Genomic DNA, 16,791 nt, shown 5'->3' on the forward strand with positions numbered 1-16,791 from the left:
ACATAAAAAAGCCCGGCTGTCCCGGGCTATACTTAACCACTCTATTGAATTTCCGCTTTCCCGCTCGACACCGACACATTAATATCATGTTCTCCTGACCCATGCTTGCCGGAAATGTCATTTTTATTGCGAGATTCATCCTCTAATTCAAATTTGCTGATAATATGTCCGCTGCTCGCTTTTCCCTTCAAAGTAAAGTCAGCGTCATCAGGCAAATCAAGGCGAACGAAGCCCGAGCTTGCTTCCATATTTACGGAATCAGTCAGTTTATCAATCATAATATCAAGCTGCCCGGAAGAAACTTCTGCATCCAGTTTCCCTTGGTAGTTTCGGATATTCACTCTTCCCGAACTCATATCAAATTCCCCGCTGCGGGTTATTAAATGATCGGCATCCATCATCCCTGAGGAACCTTCATGCTCAAATTCATCCGCTTTAATATTTGAAAGGCTGACTTTTCCAGAGCTCATATCGACATTCAGTTTTTCGAGCTCAAAAGGCTGGCTCTCAGATTCACCTGCAAAATCTAAACGCCCAGATCCAATATTAATCGACATGGAGTTGCTGTAATCTTCCGGAATATAGATCTTCAAGTTGCTTTTGCTGTTGAAAAATTGGAAGCCGTCCAGCCATCTGCGTTTGTATTCCACATAAACTTCATTCCCGGACTTATTTACTGTTACGTTGCCTTTTCCATCAAGCTCAGCCCTGACATCACTGCGCTTTTCGGGAATAATCACTGTATCTGAACCGGAAATATTGATGCTGATCAAGTCCGTTCGATCATTAATGGGTGCATCCGTTGCCCCGCCTCCGGATGTCATCCAGCTAGTGACGCCATTGAACAATAGATAGGAGCCGACCAAGATAATAAAAATCATAAAAATCCTTTTCAACATAATCCCTGCTTTCATTCTTTAGATTTCTTATCTTTATTTTATGAAAATGCTAAGCTGAGCACATTGAGCCGCAGATTTAATTCCAGCTAAGACTTGAGGCTTAATAGATTTGTAAAAAAGGGTTTTATTTTTGTATTCTACATTTTATCATAAAAGGAAAAAACAGGAGATATGATGAAATCAATTACGCTTGCAAATGGGAAAACAATTGAAGTGGAATGCCTGAGCTGTGCTGTTACGAGCGGAGTGGCAGAACCAGAGGGTGGGACCATCATTGAAACAGAGCATTTCCATGCCCACCAGGATGTGGCTTACCCTGTTAAGGGGCTGGTCATTCTGGCTTCCAAAAGGCATATCCTATGCCTCGATGAACTGACCGAAAAGGAAGGCTTGAATATGTAAATCTATTAACAAAAATCCGTAAAGCACAGAGGCAAGTTTTGGGGATTGAGCATGTTTATTATTTTTATAATGAAGATACGACCCACCATTTTCATACATGGATGGTGCCGCGATATGAATGGATGCATCGATTTGGCCGTTCGGTTGAGTCGGTTCGGCCCGTGCTCCTGCATGCAAGAAACCATATGAACCATGGTGAAAACTTGTCGGAAGTAAGAAAGGCGATTGCCATGTTGACTGAAGAGTTAAACAGGGAAAAAACCTCATGAATAAAACAGATTTAATGACATTTAAAATGACAAAGAAGTATGAAGCTGCCGCTAAAGAGCTAATTCTCGAAGGATTTCTCGAGCGCTTTGGCTTCATCGACCACTCCTTAAATCCGGATCTAAATAATATAACGGAAACATATAACAAGGAAGGAAGTCTTTTTCTAATTGGTTTGATTGAGGAACAGCTGGTTTGCACAGGTGCACTGACAAAAGAGAGCGGGGACACCTGCAGGCTCCAGCGAATGTCGGTGAAATTAGCATTCCGCAATAGGGCTTGCTAGAAAGATGGTACAGGTACTGGAGAGCCACGCACAAGCAGCTGGCTATAAAAAAATCGTCCTTGAAACCCATTTTGCCTGGGAAAACGCAGTCACACTCTATAAAAGCTGCGGATACAAGGAATATTTACAGGAAGAAGGGATGATCCATCTGTCCAAATCGATCTAACGGATTTGCCTTGGGGCAGGTCCTTTTTTTGTGCATTTTTGGTGTGCATATGTAATGTAATGTTACATAATATAGTGTATAATAAACTTATGTTACATTATAGGGTGATCAAATGAAGACAGTTGAAGCGATTAAAGATATTCACAAGCTGGAAGTGATGAAAAAATATCTGGAGCACAGGTCTTCCCGGGACTACTGTTTATTCCTTTTTGGCATAAACACCGGTGTACGCATCCATGACCTCTTGAACCTCCTTGTCAAGGATGTGTTTGATGAAAACGATCATGTTCTTCCCTTTCTTAATTCTGCTCAATACAATAATCCGCCCGTTTATTTAAATCCAAATGTCCGCCAATCCATCCTAAACTGGATTGAAGAAGGATCCCTTCTATCAGATGATTACTTATTTAAATCCAGAAAGGCCAATGCGCCGATTACGCGCCAGCAGGCCTACCGTATTTTAAATGAAGCAGCAAAAGTAGCGGAGATAGAAGGCCCGGTTGGAACTCATACCCTGCGAAAAACATTTGCCTTGCATGCTTATCGAAAGGGAATAGCGATCTCGCTGATCCAAAAAAGGCTCCAGCAATCTTCGCCTGCAGAAACCCTGGCTTACCTCGGCATTTCTGACCGCCATTCCATTCCTATTGTTCTCGATGTAAATCTGTAGAAAGAAGGTGATAACCGTGGCTGAATTTATTTGGCAAACAGATGCGCTTATTTTATTGGCTGCCATACTCTTTATAATCGGTGTTCTGACAACGAAGTTCTCTGCGCGACTTGGTGTGCCGGCTCTTGTTCTCTTTATTGCAGTCGGGATGGCATTGGGGCATTTCATCTATTTTGATAATGCCAGGCTTGCACAGATGATTGGCGTTCTTGCTTTTATCATTATTCTGTTTGAGGGCGGGCTGCAGACAAATTGGAAAACAGTCCGGACCGTTGTTGCACCTTCCTTATCATTGGCAACCCTTGGAGTTCTTATCACAGCAGGGCTCGTTGCAGTCGCTGCCAAGTTCATTCTCGGGGTGGACTGGGTGGTTGCCCTTCTATTTGGTGCGATTGTCGGTTCAACAGATGCCGCTGCCGTTTTCGCTGTATTAAAAGGCCAAAATATTAAGCCAAGAATCGCTTCAACCCTGGAGGCTGAGTCAGGCTCCAATGATCCGATGGCTGTGTTCCTGACAGTTGCCATGATTGAACTAATTACGATTCCCGAATCCAGCATGTTCTCTCTCATAGGTTCTTTCTTTATCCAGATGGGCGTCGGGTTGCTGCTCGGGATGCTGTTAGGTAAATTGGCTGTCTTTGCGCTCAACAGGATCAATTTGGATTCCAGCGGTCTTTATCCTGTGTTCGCAACCGGTTTTGCAATGCTGACGTATGGCATTACTGCTTTTTTCGGTGGAAGCGGGCTTCTGGCTGTATATGTTGCTGGAATTATCATCGGAAATACGGATATTGCTTACCGCCATTCCGTCTTTCGTTTTACCGAAGGCTTCGCATGGATGATGCAAATTTCGATGTTCGTCATTCTCGGGCTTCTTGTTTTTCCGGATGAGCTCTTTCATGCGGACATATTGTTAAAAGGGCTTGCCATTTCTGCTCTTCTTATTTTTGTTGCCAGACCTGCTGCAGTCTACCTGTCTACCATTAAAATGGGCTACACTCATAAAGAATTAATTTTTCTATCATGGGCCGGATTGAAAGGAGCAGTACCAATCGTACTTGCCACTTTTCCCCTGCTATCGGGTGTGGAAGGAAGCCATGAAATTTTTAATGTTGTCTTTTTCGTTGTCCTGACCAGCGCCCTTGTCCAGGGGTCCACGATCACCATCCTTGCTGAAAAACTTGGTCTCTCAGGGCCAGAAAAAGCAGCGCCTATGCACTCTCTTGAGCTTGTTTCCCTCGGCAAGGCTGATGCGGAAATGATTGAATATGAAATAGAAGAAGATGCCGTTATTATCGGGCATACACTCCTGGAGATTCCTTTTCCTGAAGGTGCACTCGTCAATGCCATTATCCGTAAAGATGAGCTCATTACCCCGACAGGCAACACAACTATTGAGCAGGGTGACTTTCTCTATATCCTCACAAAAAGAAAACATAAAAAGGAGCTTAAGCAGCTGCTGAAAAAGAAAAAACTGACTGAAGAACTGGCAGAAGCAGAAGCTTAGCCAAGGAAAAGATCTGTCTTTGATGGGCAGGTCTTTTTTTAGTTAAAAAGAAAATAAAATAGATAAAACTTTTTTCCGTTTTGTAAGTCTAATGTACAGAGAGAATTGAAGGGGGGACCCCTGTTTGGCGATTGAGCAGCTGGTGCTGAAGGCTAAGGAAGGCGATGATGATGCCTTTTTGCAAATCATCGGTACTGTAAAAATAGAGTTATATAAAACTGCTCTTGCTTATTTGCGGAATAAGGAAGATGCAATTGAGGCGATTCAGGAAGTAACATTCCGTTCTTATAAAGGGCTGAAGGATTTAAAGGATCCTTCATATTTTAAGACATGGCTAATCCGCATCATGATCAATTACTGCAACGATACATTGAAGATGCAAAAGCGGATGGTTTTGAATGAGGATTTGCTTCTGACAATGGGAAAGTCGGAGAATTATTCTTTGATGGAAATCCAGGATGCGATGCAGGCTCTTGATGAGCGCTCGCGTGAAATCCTGACACTTAAATATTTTCATGATCTGAAGATTAAAGATATCGCAGGCACGCTTGATTGTCCGGAAGGAACCGTGAAAACCTGGCTGAACAAAGCGCTTAAATCTCTAAGAGAGAAGCTCGAGGAGAAAGGGGGAATGTCTCATGTTTAAAAAAGAAGAACAGGACCTTGCAAAAATGAAGAAGAGTTTTAATAAAATAACGATTCCAGAGGATAAAATTAATTCAGCTATTTTGTCCGGATTCCAAAAAGCAAAAAAGGAAGAGACACCTGAAGAACCTGCAAGGACTGAAAAGAAACCCCGCCGGCGCAGGAAACCGTGGCTTCTTCCCAGTGTGGCAGCAGCTGTACTGGCGATTGTTTTTCTGACCAGCATTAGGGTCTCCCCGGCATTTGCCCATTATGTAGCCGAACTTCCAGGCATGCAAAAAATAGTTGATCTGATCCGCTTTGATAAAGGGCTAATGTCGGCAGTTGAGAATGATTATTTGCAGGAAGTAGGCATCACCGAGGAAAAGAACGGCTTGAAAGTTACCGTGGATTCAGTCATTGCGGATGAAACCGGATTAGTCATTTTTTATACAATGGAAGCAGAAAAGAACCAGAGTAATTTTTATGTTGAAGATGTGGAATTAACGCCAGCAGATGGTACAAAATTTGTTTTAGGGTCTTCCAGTCATGGTTCGCATTCACCATATCAGGACCAGCCGCGAAAGTCAGTATCCTCTGCGCTAGAATTATTTTTTCAGGAGAAGCTGGTTACGAAGAAGTTTAATCTATCCATAAATGTTAAAACGGATGACTTCGATGAAACGTTTCAATTTCCTTTTTCCATTGAAAAGCCTGTGAAAGTCAAAAAAACATATGAATTGAACGAAACGGTGACACTTGAAGGGCAGAAAATTACGGTAAAGGACATAACGGTGTATCCGCTCCGAGTCGCGGTCCATCTTGCTTATGACCCGAACAATAGCAAGAAAATCTTTGAGTTTCAGGATATCCGCCTGGTCGATGAAAACGGAGAGTCCTGGACGAAGATTTCCAATGGCATAACAGCCAGCCATGTCAGCGATAACGAGGATATTCTTTACCTCCAAAGCAATTACTTTAAGGAGCCGAAAGAATTATACCTGGCTATAAATAAGATTCAGGCTGTTGATAAGGATGAAGCATATGTCTTAGTTGACACGGATAAAAAAGAAATTCTCAAGCAGCCAAAGGGTTCGAAGCTTTCCCATGTCGGATGGGAAGACGATATGCTGATGTTTACGCTGGATACTAGCGAAGAATTTAATTACATGATTTTTAACGGTATTAAAGATGCAGAAGGAAAAGGTATTTTCGGAGACATGGGGACGTCGTACCGGGAAGAAGAGAATAAGCAGGTGGTCGGAATCTCACTCCCTTCAAAAGAGGAAGCCGATTATAAAAATCCTTTAAGATTGGAACTCTCTTTCTTTCCTGCCTGGATTGAAGGTGATGTGAAATTGAGGGTTAAGTAACTTCATACCAGTGTGGGCGAGCGACCACACTGGTTTTTTGCTAAATAGCCGGTGTGCGGATATATGGAGATTTTAGCGGATGTCTGTAAAGAAACCGCGCATAAAATCAAAAATTTCGCGGTTATTTTTAATTTTCCGCGAATAAATTTTTTCCACGAAGAAGAATGTCCAAATAATTGGACATCTCCGTTGACAAAATGATACGATAATAGTATGAAGAATAAAATAAAAGAAATGCGGAAAAAGCTGGGGATTACACAGGAAATGCTCGCAAAAGAGTGCGGCGTGGTCAGGCAAACGATCAATTGCATTGAAAATGATAAATATGACCCGACCCTGGAGCTGGCATTCAGGATTTCCAAAACATTAAATGTAAAGGTAGATGAATTATTTATTTATGAGTAAATTTGACGCAAATACGATAATCACCATGAAAGAGATTGTTCGAGAAGGAGATCCCATTCTGCGCGAGGCAACGAAAGAAGTTCCCATACCGCTTACTGAAGAGGACCGTGGAACCTTAATCGCAATGATGCAGTATTTGAAAAACAGCCAGGATCCTGCGACGGCAAAAAAATATGGCTTGCGCCCGGGGGTCGGTTTATCTGCAAACCAAATCGGCCTGAACAAGCGCATGTTTGCAGCGTATTTTACCAATGAAAAAGGCGAGCCGCAGGAACATTATGTGATTAACCCGAAAATCATCAGCCACTCAGTGGGCGTGATTTTCCTGCCGGATGGGGAAGGCTGCCTGTCTGTAGACCGGGATGTTAAAGGCTATGTGCCGCGTTATGAACGCATTAAGGTAAAAGCCTATAACCTGGACGGAGAAGAAGTGACTCTCCGATTCAAGGGCGTCCCATCCATTATTATGCAGCATGAAATCGATCATCTGAACGGGATCATGTTTTATGACAGAATCGATAAAAACGACCCATTTAAGGTGCCGGAAAATTCTGTTATGGAAAACTTTTAGCATAGAACACTGCGTTCTATGCTTTTTTGTTTTACCGGCATACAGATGTGGTAAATATTTAATACTTATTTATCACACACTAAAATGAAAAAGGAGGAATCGGAAATGGATGAGAAAGCTGCTGAAACGAATATAAAACTGAATGAAAAGCTGGAAGATCAGAATGTCCACTCTAAAAAGAACAGCAAGACGGAAACAGAGGACGCCAATCTTAAGCTTCAGGAAGTAATGAATAATAGGGAGAAGCACCAGAACATGGCTCCGACATATCTGTATAATGAAACGCCTGCTATTAAAATTACAGGCGATGACGAATAGGAAAAACCGGCTTTGAATGGAAAGCCGGTTTTTCTTTTAATCCATATCCGTTTTATCGTTCTGATCTTTATTTCTCTTATTTCCTTTGCTGTTATCTCCACTGATCGGTGATTGGTTTCCTTTTGGGGAGTTTTGATTTTTGCTGCCTTTGTTATATTTTTTCGTCATGTTCATTCTCCTTTCTTAAAAATGCTCCCTTATTTTTTCTAATTCACTCTTTTTTTATCCGGGCTTCCTCATTCATGATTCCTTTTCGAAAAGCATATACATCTAAAAGGATTATTATGGGGGGATAGCAGAATGAATGAAATGGGGTTGACGCCTTGGGAGGAGCATGCCTTTTGGCTGGAAATTCTCGAGGACCATGCGATTTTCGTAAGAGACCATCTTTCGCCGACCGAAGCCAAATATGTAAAGAGAGCGGATGATTATAGACAAGCTTTTCGAAATCTGCGCAGAAGGCTGAACCAATTTCCGCCTTCTGCACAGGCAAATTCCCGGGAAGCGGTTTCTTTTGCAATGGAAGTCTGGCCGATTGCAAACGGCTATTTTCAATTCGAAGGGAAGCTGCAGAATTTAAGAATTAATAATGTGATCAATATTAACCTCTCGCCGACATACTTTAACGGTACATTAAGCGAGAATCAGGAATACTTGCGGCTGCTGAGCTATTACGCGAAAGGGTTAACACCGCCGCCGCAGTCTCTTGTTGACCTGCTGGATTTATGGCTGGAGGACCAGCTTGGCCATATTGTCCTGCTGCGAAATTCGATTGATCCGATTGAGGTTTTTATTGAAGAGCAGGCAGAAATCTATACACGGATTTTCCAGGGCTTCATGGTACAGAACCGCCATATGAAAGGATATCTGAGGTTCGCCCAGCCGGGATTTCCGCGCCAGCAGGAATTGGCCCGTGATGTCGGACTGGCTGTAATTGAAATGAATGAATATATTAAAGGGATTGTCCAAAAATACGCTGGCAAAAGGATCCTTAATAAAACGACGTTAAGGTTCCTTGAGCACCATTTTCCGGAAGCCTGTTATTTGATAAAAAAGCTAAGTTATTATGCTCCGGAGCTGGTTGAAGAAGCTTCCAAATGCTCGCTTAAAAAGCCTTCTTATTAAAGAATGCCCTATTCTAAACCTTTCTTATAAAAAGAAGGGTTTTATTTTATTCTGATGCAAAAAAGATAAGTAGTAAAGTAAGTTCTTTGGGAAAGAATAGTAATGAAATTTTTTCTTTGACAGAAGAAAAACCCTATAATAGTATATAAATACTGATTAATCCAATCAGAAATAGGAGGTATTACAGATGAGAAAGTTTTATATCATTTTTGCCATTTTATTTAGTTTTGTCTTATTAATTTCAGGATGTGGAACAAATAAAGCTAATCCAGAAACTCAGAAGCAAAATGCTTCAGAGGAAAAAACGGAAAGCCAGGATTTATGGGCAAAAGTACAGGATGAAGGAAAGTTGTTAATCGGAACTGAAGGGACCTACCCTCCATTTACATTCCATGACGATAAAGGGGAACTGACCGGTTTTGATGTTGAAATTGCGAAGGAAGTTGCCAAAAGGCTTGATGTGGAGCCAGTATTCCTGGAAACACAATGGGACGCAATGTTTGCCGGTTTGGATTCAAAACGTTTTGATATGATTGCAAACCAAGTTGGAATTCGGCCTGACCGTCAGGAAAAGTACGACTTTTCGGATCCATATATTTCTTCAGCCGCAGTACTGATCACTCATGAATCCAATAATACTGTTACGAGCTTTGAAGATATTGAAGGATTAAAAGCTGCCCAATCCATGACAAGTAATTATGCCGATCTTGCAAAGTCCAATGGAGCAGAAATTGTGGGTGTGGAAGGATTTAATCAAGCAATTGAGCTAATAAACTCAAAGCGTGCAGATGTTACAATCAACGATAATTTATCGTTTTTAGATTTCAAAAAACAAAAACCTGATGCTCCTGTTAAAATAGTTGCGGAATCTGAAGATGCTTCTCAAAGCGGCTTGATGTTCCGAAAGGGAAGCAACACATTGGTGGAAGAAGTTAACAAAGCCTTAAATGAAATGATTGAGGATGGCACGTATCTAAAAATCTCGGAAAAATGGTTTGGCGAAGATGTTCTTAAGTAGTATTTTTTTAGACCCGGAAAGGGTCGCAAGGCTTATGGAGATTGGAAAGAATTCATTCCAGCCTTTACTTGAAGGTGCCATTATTTATACCATTCCATTAACGCTGATTTCATTTGTGTGCGGTTTGGCATTGGCGATTTTAACGGCTCTAGCACGAATTTCAGGCAATAAGGTGCTGCAGACAATAGCTAGAATTTATGTATCAGCAGTAAGAGGAACCCCGTTGCTTGTTCAGCTTTTTATTATTTTTTATGGGCTGCCGACAATCGGAATCATTATTGACCCATTCCCTTCTGCTATTATAGGGTTTTCGTTAAATGTAGGGGCATATGCTTCTGAAATCATACGTGCAGCAATATTATCGATTCCCAAAGGGCAATGGGAGGCTGGATACTCAATTGGAATGTCATATCCGCAAACCCTTAAGAGGATTATTCTTCCGCAGGCATCCAGGGTATCGATACCGCCTCTTTCTAACACATTTATCAGTCTTGTAAAGGATACATCTCTGGCTTCCATGATCCTGGTTACAGAGATGTTCAGAAGAGCACAGGAAATAGCAGCAACCAATTATGAATTTTTGCTCCTGTATACGCAGGCTGCCCTCATTTATTGGGTAATTTGCTTTTTGCTTTCCATCGTGCAGGGAAGGATTGAAAACCGCCTTGACCGGTATGTTTCTTCATGAAAAGGCTAGACAAGGAGCAATTCAATGATTGAAATAAAGGATTTGCATAAGCAGTTTGATCAGTTAAAAGTATTAAAAGGAATTAATCTTGAAGTGGCTAAAGGAAAAGTTGTAGTGGTGATTGGACCGTCTGGATCAGGGAAAACAACATTATTGCGCTGCCTGAATGTGCTGGAACAGCCCACATCCGGGCAAATTGCGATTGAGGATCAAATTCTTGATTTCTCACAGCAAGTGCCAAAGAAGAAGATCCCTTCTTTTCGCCGCCTTACCGGAATGGTATTTCAAAACTACAATCTCTTTCCCCATATGACTGCACTCGAAAATATCATGGAAGGACCTGTAACAGTTAAAGGTGAAAAGAAGGAAGCTGCCAGAAAAAAGGCTGAAATGCTTTTAGGGAAAGTAGGTTTGGGTGATAAGATCCATTATTATCCCTTTCAGCTTTCGGGAGGCCAGCAGCAGCGGGTAGGGATTGCAAGGGCACTTGCTATGGAACCCAAGGTCATGCTCTTTGATGAGCCCACTTCTGCCCTTGACCCTGAGCTTGTTGGGGAAGTGCTGAAGGTGATGAAGGATCTTGCCAATGAAGGAATGACAATGGTCGTTGTTACCCATGAAATGAGATTTGCCAGAGAAGCAGCAGATGAAGTCATTTTCATGGATGCCGGCGTAGTCGTGGAACGCGGCAATCCTGAACAGATATTCTCTGATCCAAAAGAGGCTCGCACCAAACAATTTTTAAATCTGATCCAATAAACAAAAACTCCGCTGATAAACAGCGGAGTTTTTTAATATTATCTGAGTTTCCCCTTATAGAATGGCGATTGTTTTCTTTTGCAAAAAAAATGCTTCCAATTTGGAAGCGAAAAAAAGGGGGATTTACACTTGTAGGAATAGTATGGCCAGCCCGTTTATCCTTTATTCATGTTTCTATAAAAAATTCAAAAAAATCTGCTATTCTAAATACTATAGGGGGAAGGAGGATTGCCTATGCTTAATTTTATCAAAGACTATAAGGACGATGAACAGTACCGGGAAAGCTTTAACACCCTTGCCTGTAAAGTATTTGGAGTCACTTTTGAAAGCTGGTATAGGCAAGGGTTTTGGGGAGATAGCTATAATCCGTATTCATATTAGACGGAAATCAGATTGTCGCCAATGTATCTGTCAATCATGTTAACTTACTGATTCAGGGGGAAACCTATAAAGCGATCCAAATCGGGACAGTAATGACACATCCGGATTACCGGGGCAGAGGACTTTCCGCAGGTTTGATGACTAAAGTAATCAGTGATTATGAAAATAAATGCGATCTAATGTACCTATTCGCCAACAGGTCTGTGCTTAACTTCTACCCGAAGTTTGGATTTAAGCCTTATGAAGAAAGGCAGTTTTGGATCGGAACAGATGAACTTAAGCCTTCACCAGCGAATGGCGTCCGAAAGCTAAATGGTATGAACAGCAATGACCTGAAATTCATTCATGAATTTGCCTCGAAGAGAATTCTCCTCTCTTCCAAACTGGCAGCTGAAGGTACTGAGAACATTCTTATGTTTTACTGCAGCAATGTTTTCAATGAGGATATTTACTTGATGGAGGATGAAAACGCGATCGTTCTATTAAAAGAAGAGCAGGAAACGCTGCATGTTTACGATGTGATCTCCGAAGCAAAAATACATATAAAACCGGTCCTTTCCAAATTCATTTCCGGGAGGACGAAAGAAATTTTGTTCCATTTTACCCCTGGCTTTCCGGATATTAATCCAGCAGCAAGAAGCTTTCATCCGGATGAGGTGCTTTTTATCCGTACCCCGGAAGAATTGATGCTTCCGGCCAATTTTAAGCATCCGCTAACATCACAGGCTTAGCTCTGGAAGAATAAGGTTTATTCCTATGTTTGCGTGCTATACTAATTATAGAATCAGGTGAGAGAGGTGTGGAGATGAGAGAAAATATTTTAGTATGTGTCAGCAATCCCAACAATGCGGAAAGATTGGCCCGAAGAGGAAAAATCTTAAAAGACGCTTTCCAGGGGGAAGGGTATATTCTCTCGGTAGAAAACCAGAAGGATGAAGACCTTGACTTTAATGAGCTGCAAACAAAGTTTTTATTCGAAAGTTTGGCAGAAAAATACGGACTGCAAATGCTATCGAAGTATTCAGAAGGCAAAAAAATTGCCAAGGTGATAGCGGACACGGCACAGCAATATAAGATCACCCAGATTATACTTGGGCAGGCTGTCCAGACCAAGCTTGAACGAATGGTTAAGCATTCGCTGATCAATGATTTATTCGAGCTGCTGGAAGGGGTGGACGTCCATGCAGTGGAGGTAACCAGAAAGATCCATAATCCATCAGAGGATTGGGATAAAGGCTTTCCGGCCCAGCTTGTCAAAAAAGGTTCTGAATACCATTTAACAATCGGCGAAAAGCATGAGAGGGGTATCGACGGAATTTTCTTCAAAGAATTATCTTCAGACTTCTCGAACGGGTTTTTCGTTATTCAAAAAGATAAAAACCATGAAGTCGTCCGGATTCATCATGGTGTCGTGGACAGTGATATCTTAGGAGAAGAATAAACATAAAAGCTGTTTTCGGAAACTTGTTGCTTTTTAATAGTAGTGAGAAGAGGTTGATTTCCGCTCCAGGATGCTCAGCGAACTGCGGTGCGGGCGGTGAGCCTTCACGGAGGCGCAGCACCTGTGGGGTCTCTCCTGTCCCGCTCCTCCCGCAGGACATTGAATAAGCTTCCTTGAATTAACACCGCACGAAGAAAATGCGAATGCATTTTCGAGGATCCCGCACCTTACGCTCCAATCAACCAACCTTGTTTATCTCACAGAACCTATTCACAAACAACAATCTTTTAGAAAAGAGCCTATATAAAAAAGCCGGCTGTTCAAAGAACGGCCGGCTTCGCTATTGGCGCCAAAATCAGATCAAATCGTTCACATAATAAACTTTTCCGCTTTCAATCTCCTTCTTCAGCAGAAGATCAATCAATGCATTTGCCACGGTATCTGTATCTCTCAGCATGCCCTTTTCTTTGTATGTTTGGAACTTTTCAAGGTCATGAAAATCTTCCTTTGCCGATGAGCGGATGACGTCCTGCATATCTGTGTCCATGACACCAGGACTGAAAGCGATGATTTTATGGCTGCTGCCTGCTGTTTGCTGTTCGAGTGCAGCTGTTTCTGTGAACATATTTATTCCAGCCTTTGTGCTGCAATAAGCGCTCCAGCCCTGAATTGGCCTTTCTGCCGCGCCAGAAGTAATATTAACGATTGTCATATCCCGTGAAGCTTCACTCAGCAGCATATTAGAGATCATAAAAGGTGCGATTAAGTTGACGTGCACATTTTGGATTAAAGCCTTATGGTCCAGGTTGCCGGCAGTTCCAATCGGATCAATGACTCCTGCATTGTTAAAAACATAAAGGGCTTCCGGCTGCTTCTCCCGCAAAAGCCCTATAATTTCCCCAAATACGGATTCCACTTCCTCAGGCGAAGCCAGGTTGCAGAAATAGTGTCCGTACAAGACCTGGTTCTCTGCAGCAAGCTCAGTTAGTTCCGGGTTTTCAGTTCTTGATACAGAGATGATTCCTGTTCCTTCTTTGATCATTCTCTTTGCAATGGAAGCACCAAGGCCTTTGGAGGCGCCTGTAATAATGGCCAGTTTCAATTCAATCACTCCTATTTCCTGTCTTATTATGTCTATTAAAACAGAAAATAATAAATTTTGCCTGTATCAGCCATTGCGGTCTGGTCCGTATTGTTTCATTTCGTCTTCAATTAAATTGATAATCGAGAGAATGACTCCCGAGAATAGGCAGGAAACTGTGATGGTGCTGAAGCCAAACAAAAGGTAGATGATTAGGGTGCTGAAAAATGTAAACAGGAGACAGTAATGACTAGCTTTAATTTCCTTCTGCATTGACTGTCTCTGCCTTCCAGTAATATTCGCTGAAGACTTCAGAAAAAGCTTCAATTGAATGATTCAGCTCATCCAGGTTATTTTCCACTCCTCCGAATTCCAGCAGAAGTGCGCGTTCGGAAAGATCCTGGTTATAAATGCCGTTGCCTTCGCTTTTTCCTTTTACAAAGACACCCCTGCTGATCCCTTTATACTTTGCCTCAAGTGCTTTATGGAGCTCCGAAGCTACTTTCAGGTTTTGCTCGTAATTTTTATGCTCTTTTCCTACGACAAAAAACAGGCGTGCATACTGCTTCTGGCCGATTAAGGCAGTTGTTTCCTCCCGGGGAAGTGAATCCCTGTGGATATCAATCAAAAACTTTACGTTTTTATTCTCAGTCATGGCAGTTTGGACAGTCTCCCTCGAAAGTGAATAAGAGCTTTCCCAGCTCCAGCCCTTCTTTTTGAGCTCTGCGGCTGTATTGGTTTTATCATGCTCAGCACCGATGCCTTTTTTCGCAAGCTCCTCGCTCAGCTTTTTCCCAACAGCTATCACATTAACCTGTTCATTGGGGCTAACCGCTTCATTTGAATCCTTTACATCTTTTAAAAGCGGTGCAAATGACTCCCAGCTATGAGAATGATAGATTAGGACACTTTTTTTATCCGGAATGGCTGGCGGCGCGGCGGTGCTCCCGCCATCCCCATTATCCAGAGCAAGCTCTCTTTCTTTTAAAAGAACTTCAAGAGGCGGTGCAGACTCTACTGGAAGGTTGGTAAAATCGGTTCCTTCTCCGGCAACGGCAATGCCAGTGTCAAAGATAGAAAAACCAGGCAGTTCACGGCCCAGGAACGTTCTGACATCCTGTGGCTGGGTGTTGGTGGCCAGCTTAAAGAGAGTTCCAGGAAGGGAGTAGGTTTCCGTGGGCATATCCCGGTAAAAATAATGGTTCTCTGCTTTCAGGAAGTGGATGAACAGCTGGTCTGCCTTAATATCCTTAAGCAGTAAATTCACATGGGATGAGGTAAAGGCGGATGGATAAACCGTAACAATCCCGGCGAGAACTACAACCGCACAAATACTGAACAGCCAGCTGTTTATGTAAAAGAAAACAGAATGGACTCTTAATTTTGAATTCATTTGGATCCCTCCATCTCTTCAAATATATGACGGATACGCTAATTTAGAAGATGAGCAGGAAGGAAAAAAAGGGAGGTGGGAGACGAATAAAAGAAGGTCATACAACGGTCCGGAGAGATGGGCATTTACAGCAGCTTGTATTCTCGTATCCTGGCTTTGGTTGCCAAAGCATAATTTGCAATTTAAAAGACCTCAAAGCGGGTCTTTATTTTTTTGGCTCTGTTAAAGCTTATTGTTTTTTAGCACCCTGTTGATTGGAGCGGAAGGCACGAACTCCTCGAAAATGCATTCGCATTTTCTTCGTGCGGTGTTTATTCGAGGATGCTTATTCAACGTCCTGCGGGAGTGCGGATCAATGGGAGACCCCGCAGGAGAAAAGCGACGAGGAGCGTCGGACCGCCCGCGGAAAGGGAGTGCCTGCAGCGGAAATCAACAGGTAAATTTAACAGAGCCATTTTTTTAGAAAGATTTCATTTTTTTATCACAATTTGCCTTTATATTTAGGTTATTAACAGTAAATACAAAAGAGAGTAGGAATACAGAATGAGAAATGCGTTGTTGATTATGATGGCTGGCATCTTTATCCTTGGAGGATGCAGCAGCAAGCCTGAACAAGGGAAATCCAAAGATAGTGAGGAAACAGCTGTACAAGTCATTGAGGCTGACTTGAAGGTTCCTGAAACAATCGATGCAGGTGAAGAAGCTTCCCTTGCTGTTACCGTGAGACAAGGAAATGAGGCCGTAACGGATGCGGATGAAGTGAAATTTGAGGTTTGGATCGAAGGCCAAGAAGAAAATAGTGAAATGGTGGAAGCGAAGCATGATTCAGAGGGGAAATACATGGCTGATCATGTGTTCACGGAGGAAGGGATCTACTATGTACAATCCCATGTTACCGCAAGAAGGCAGCATACGATGCCACAGGCTTCAATCCAAGTTGGCGAGGTAAATGCTGAGGCTGATGAACATCAGCATGAACATAAGGAAGAAGGGCATGAAGAAAGCCACTCCCACGGCCATGACGAAGAAGTATCCATGGAGCTGAAGACACCTGACCATGTTCATGCAAAGGAGCAGACTGATTTGTCAGTCATGCTTGATAAAGAAGGTAAACCGCTAACAGAGGCTAAAGTTAAGCTTGAAATCTCCCTTAATGGTTCTATACCTGAATGGGTTAACCTAACCGAAAGTGAAGAAGGAAAATACACAGCTGCCCATCAATTTCCGGAGAAAGGCACATACAGCATTACCATCCATGCCGAAAAAGGCCATGACCTCCACCAGCACACGGAAACTGTAGTAACGGTTGAATAAAAGTACCAGGTACCAATACCAGTTGATTGAACTGGTATTGGTACCTGGTACTCGTTTTCATGATAAAATAAAAGGAGAGATTATAGAGAAGCAGGTGTCAGAG

The 16,791-nt window shown here is 42.4% G+C and carries 22 protein-coding genes and 1 pseudogene; 18 read left to right on the forward strand and 5 right to left on the reverse strand.

What is annotated here, in order from left to right; genetic code table 11:
- Positions 1–41: 41 nt before the first annotated feature.
- Positions 42–899, reverse strand: coding sequence for a LiaG family protein (gene liaG, locus DFO73_RS10050; RefSeq protein ID WP_258309366.1), 858 nt, complete (start codon positions 897–899; stop codon positions 42–44).
- 174 nt (positions 900–1,073) lie between these two features.
- Between liaG and DFO73_RS10055 the strand changes: the two are divergent.
- The 10 genes and pseudogenes from DFO73_RS10055 to DFO73_RS10095 all read left to right on the forward strand — a co-directional run bounded on the left by DFO73_RS10055 (position 1,074) and on the right by DFO73_RS10095 (position 7,488).
- Positions 1,074–1,570: pseudogene (locus DFO73_RS10055) on the forward strand (HIT family protein).
- Complete coding sequence (locus DFO73_RS10060) at positions 1,567–1,854, forward strand: hypothetical protein (RefSeq protein WP_110064651.1); 288 nt, start codon at positions 1,567–1,569, stop codon at positions 1,852–1,854. Before DFO73_RS10055 ends, DFO73_RS10060 begins: the two are co-directional and overlap by 4 nt.
- 4 nt (positions 1,855–1,858) lie before the next feature.
- Positions 1,859–2,020 (forward strand): hypothetical protein, encoded by a 162-nt coding sequence (locus DFO73_RS28585; RefSeq protein WP_181395975.1) that lies wholly within the window; start codon positions 1,859–1,861, stop codon positions 2,018–2,020.
- 112 nt (positions 2,021–2,132) lie between these two features.
- On the forward strand, positions 2,133–2,690 hold the full coding sequence (locus DFO73_RS10065) for a tyrosine-type recombinase/integrase (RefSeq protein WP_110064652.1): 558 nt from the start codon (positions 2,133–2,135) through the stop codon (positions 2,688–2,690).
- 16 nt (positions 2,691–2,706) lie between these two features.
- On the forward strand, positions 2,707–4,197 hold the full coding sequence (locus DFO73_RS10070; RefSeq protein WP_110064653.1) for a potassium/proton antiporter: 1,491 nt from the start codon (positions 2,707–2,709) through the stop codon (positions 4,195–4,197).
- Positions 4,198–4,321: 124 nt separating this feature from the next.
- Positions 4,322–4,843: a sigma-70 family RNA polymerase sigma factor gene (locus DFO73_RS10075; protein WP_258309367.1), complete on the forward strand. Its 522-nt coding sequence runs from the start codon at positions 4,322–4,324 to the stop codon at positions 4,841–4,843.
- Positions 4,836–6,194, forward strand: a complete 1,359-nt coding sequence (locus DFO73_RS10080) for a DUF4179 domain-containing protein (RefSeq protein ID WP_110064654.1) — start codon at positions 4,836–4,838, stop codon at positions 6,192–6,194. The genes DFO73_RS10075 and DFO73_RS10080 overlap by 8 nt, the downstream gene beginning before the upstream one ends.
- A gap of 213 nt (positions 6,195–6,407) precedes the next feature.
- Positions 6,408–6,599 (forward strand): helix-turn-helix transcriptional regulator, encoded by a 192-nt coding sequence (locus DFO73_RS10085; protein WP_110064655.1) that lies wholly within the window; start codon positions 6,408–6,410, stop codon positions 6,597–6,599.
- Positions 6,592–7,170, forward strand: coding sequence for a peptide deformylase (gene def, locus DFO73_RS10090; RefSeq protein WP_110064656.1), 579 nt, complete (start codon positions 6,592–6,594; stop codon positions 7,168–7,170). The genes DFO73_RS10085 and def overlap by 8 nt, the downstream gene beginning before the upstream one ends.
- Before the next feature lie 105 nt (positions 7,171–7,275).
- Positions 7,276–7,488 (forward strand): hypothetical protein, encoded by a 213-nt coding sequence (locus DFO73_RS10095; RefSeq protein ID WP_110064657.1) that lies wholly within the window; start codon positions 7,276–7,278, stop codon positions 7,486–7,488.
- Positions 7,489–7,524: 36 nt separating this feature from the next.
- Here DFO73_RS10095 and DFO73_RS29260 read toward each other — a convergent pair whose 3' ends face one another.
- Positions 7,525–7,656: a hypothetical protein gene (locus tag DFO73_RS29260; protein WP_258309368.1), complete on the reverse strand. Its 132-nt coding sequence runs from the start codon at positions 7,654–7,656 to the stop codon at positions 7,525–7,527.
- 132 nt (positions 7,657–7,788) lie between these two features.
- Here DFO73_RS29260 and DFO73_RS10100 point away from each other — a divergent pair, with 132 nt between their 5' ends.
- The 7 genes from DFO73_RS10100 to DFO73_RS10125 all read left to right on the forward strand — a co-directional run bounded on the left by DFO73_RS10100 (position 7,789) and on the right by DFO73_RS10125 (position 12,900).
- Complete coding sequence (locus DFO73_RS10100; protein ID WP_110064658.1) at positions 7,789–8,613, forward strand: DUF2935 domain-containing protein; 825 nt, start codon at positions 7,789–7,791, stop codon at positions 8,611–8,613.
- A gap of 187 nt (positions 8,614–8,800) precedes the next feature.
- Positions 8,801–9,631, forward strand: a complete 831-nt coding sequence (locus tag DFO73_RS10105) for an amino acid ABC transporter substrate-binding protein (protein ID WP_110064659.1) — start codon at positions 8,801–8,803, stop codon at positions 9,629–9,631.
- Complete coding sequence (locus DFO73_RS10110) at positions 9,618–10,319, forward strand: amino acid ABC transporter permease (protein ID WP_110064660.1); 702 nt, start codon at positions 9,618–9,620, stop codon at positions 10,317–10,319. The genes DFO73_RS10105 and DFO73_RS10110 overlap by 14 nt, the downstream gene beginning before the upstream one ends.
- Positions 10,320–10,343: 24 nt before the next feature.
- Positions 10,344–11,078 carry an amino acid ABC transporter ATP-binding protein gene (locus DFO73_RS10115; RefSeq protein ID WP_110064661.1) on the forward strand — a complete coding sequence of 245 codons (735 nt, stop codon included), beginning with the start codon at positions 10,344–10,346 and terminating at the stop codon, positions 11,076–11,078.
- A gap of 234 nt (positions 11,079–11,312) precedes the next feature.
- Positions 11,313–11,459 (forward strand): hypothetical protein, encoded by a 147-nt coding sequence (locus tag DFO73_RS28590; protein ID WP_181395976.1) that lies wholly within the window; start codon positions 11,313–11,315, stop codon positions 11,457–11,459.
- A 50-nt stretch (positions 11,460–11,509) separates the two neighbouring features.
- Positions 11,510–12,190: a GNAT family N-acetyltransferase gene (locus tag DFO73_RS10120; protein WP_258309385.1), complete on the forward strand. Its 681-nt coding sequence runs from the start codon at positions 11,510–11,512 to the stop codon at positions 12,188–12,190.
- A 74-nt stretch (positions 12,191–12,264) separates the two neighbouring features.
- The gene (locus DFO73_RS10125) at positions 12,265–12,900 is read left to right on the forward strand and encodes a histidine kinase (protein WP_110064663.1); all 636 of its coding nucleotides are present in this window, start codon (positions 12,265–12,267) and stop codon (positions 12,898–12,900) included.
- A 355-nt stretch (positions 12,901–13,255) separates the two neighbouring features.
- On the opposite strand, the gene DFO73_RS10135 is transcribed toward DFO73_RS10125, so the two are convergent.
- From DFO73_RS10135 to spoIIP, 3 genes are read right to left on the reverse strand one after another with little or no spacing between them, the layout of a single operon-like run.
- Entirely contained in the window at positions 13,256–14,011 is a 756-nt protein-coding gene (locus tag DFO73_RS10135; protein ID WP_258309369.1) for a (S)-benzoin forming benzil reductase, read from the reverse strand.
- 57 nt (positions 14,012–14,068) lie between these two features.
- Positions 14,069–14,254, reverse strand: coding sequence for a hypothetical protein (locus DFO73_RS28290; RefSeq protein WP_142669521.1), 186 nt, complete (start codon positions 14,252–14,254; stop codon positions 14,069–14,071).
- Positions 14,238–15,374, reverse strand: a complete 1,137-nt coding sequence (gene spoIIP / locus DFO73_RS10140) for a stage II sporulation protein P (RefSeq protein ID WP_110064666.1) — start codon at positions 15,372–15,374, stop codon at positions 14,238–14,240. The genes DFO73_RS28290 and spoIIP overlap by 17 nt, the downstream gene beginning before the upstream one ends.
- A 543-nt stretch (positions 15,375–15,917) precedes the next feature.
- Here spoIIP and DFO73_RS10145 point away from each other — a divergent pair.
- Complete coding sequence (locus tag DFO73_RS10145) at positions 15,918–16,688, forward strand: FixH family protein (RefSeq protein WP_258309370.1); 771 nt, start codon at positions 15,918–15,920, stop codon at positions 16,686–16,688.
- Positions 16,689–16,791 lie beyond the last annotated feature (103 nt).

This window comes from Cytobacillus oceanisediminis (assembly GCF_003182355.1).
GTDB lineage: Bacteria > Bacillota > Bacilli > Bacillales > Cytobacillaceae > Cytobacillus > Cytobacillus oceanisediminis_A.

Bases quoted from the DNA above. Each gene is read 5' to 3' on its own strand.
- DFO73_RS29260 (WP_258309368.1), bottom strand. From the start codon at position 7,656: ATGACGAAAAAATATAACAAAGGCAGCAAAAATCAAAACTCCCCAAAA.
- DFO73_RS28585 (WP_181395975.1), top strand. From the start codon at position 1,859: ATGGTACAGGTACTGGAGAGCCACGCACAAGCAGCTGGCTATAAAAAA.
- DFO73_RS10095 (WP_110064657.1), top strand. From the start codon at position 7,276: ATGGATGAGAAAGCTGCTGAAACGAATATAAAACTGAATGAAAAGCTG.
- DFO73_RS10145 (WP_258309370.1), top strand. From the start codon at position 15,918: ATGAGAAATGCGTTGTTGATTATGATGGCTGGCATCTTTATCCTTGGA.
- DFO73_RS10100 (WP_110064658.1), top strand. From the start codon at position 7,789: ATGAATGAAATGGGGTTGACGCCTTGGGAGGAGCATGCCTTTTGGCTG.
- DFO73_RS10125 (WP_110064663.1), top strand. From the start codon at position 12,265: ATGAGAGAAAATATTTTAGTATGTGTCAGCAATCCCAACAATGCGGAA.
- DFO73_RS10085 (WP_110064655.1), top strand. From the start codon at position 6,408: ATGAAGAATAAAATAAAAGAAATGCGGAAAAAGCTGGGGATTACACAG.
- def (WP_110064656.1), top strand. From the start codon at position 6,592: ATGAGTAAATTTGACGCAAATACGATAATCACCATGAAAGAGATTGTT.
- DFO73_RS10080 (WP_110064654.1), top strand. From the start codon at position 4,836: ATGTTTAAAAAAGAAGAACAGGACCTTGCAAAAATGAAGAAGAGTTTT.
- DFO73_RS28290 (WP_142669521.1), bottom strand. From the start codon at position 14,254: ATGCAGAAGGAAATTAAAGCTAGTCATTACTGTCTCCTGTTTACATTT.
- DFO73_RS10060 (WP_110064651.1), top strand. From the start codon at position 1,567: ATGAATAAAACAGATTTAATGACATTTAAAATGACAAAGAAGTATGAA.
- DFO73_RS10115 (WP_110064661.1), top strand. From the start codon at position 10,344: ATGATTGAAATAAAGGATTTGCATAAGCAGTTTGATCAGTTAAAAGTA.
- DFO73_RS10065 (WP_110064652.1), top strand. From the start codon at position 2,133: ATGAAGACAGTTGAAGCGATTAAAGATATTCACAAGCTGGAAGTGATG.
- liaG (WP_258309366.1), bottom strand. From the start codon at position 899: ATGTTGAAAAGGATTTTTATGATTTTTATTATCTTGGTCGGCTCCTAT.
- spoIIP (WP_110064666.1), bottom strand. From the start codon at position 15,374: ATGAATTCAAAATTAAGAGTCCATTCTGTTTTCTTTTACATAAACAGC.
- DFO73_RS10105 (WP_110064659.1), top strand. From the start codon at position 8,801: ATGAGAAAGTTTTATATCATTTTTGCCATTTTATTTAGTTTTGTCTTA.
- DFO73_RS10110 (WP_110064660.1), top strand. From the start codon at position 9,618: ATGTTCTTAAGTAGTATTTTTTTAGACCCGGAAAGGGTCGCAAGGCTT.
- DFO73_RS28590 (WP_181395976.1), top strand. From the start codon at position 11,313: ATGCTTAATTTTATCAAAGACTATAAGGACGATGAACAGTACCGGGAA.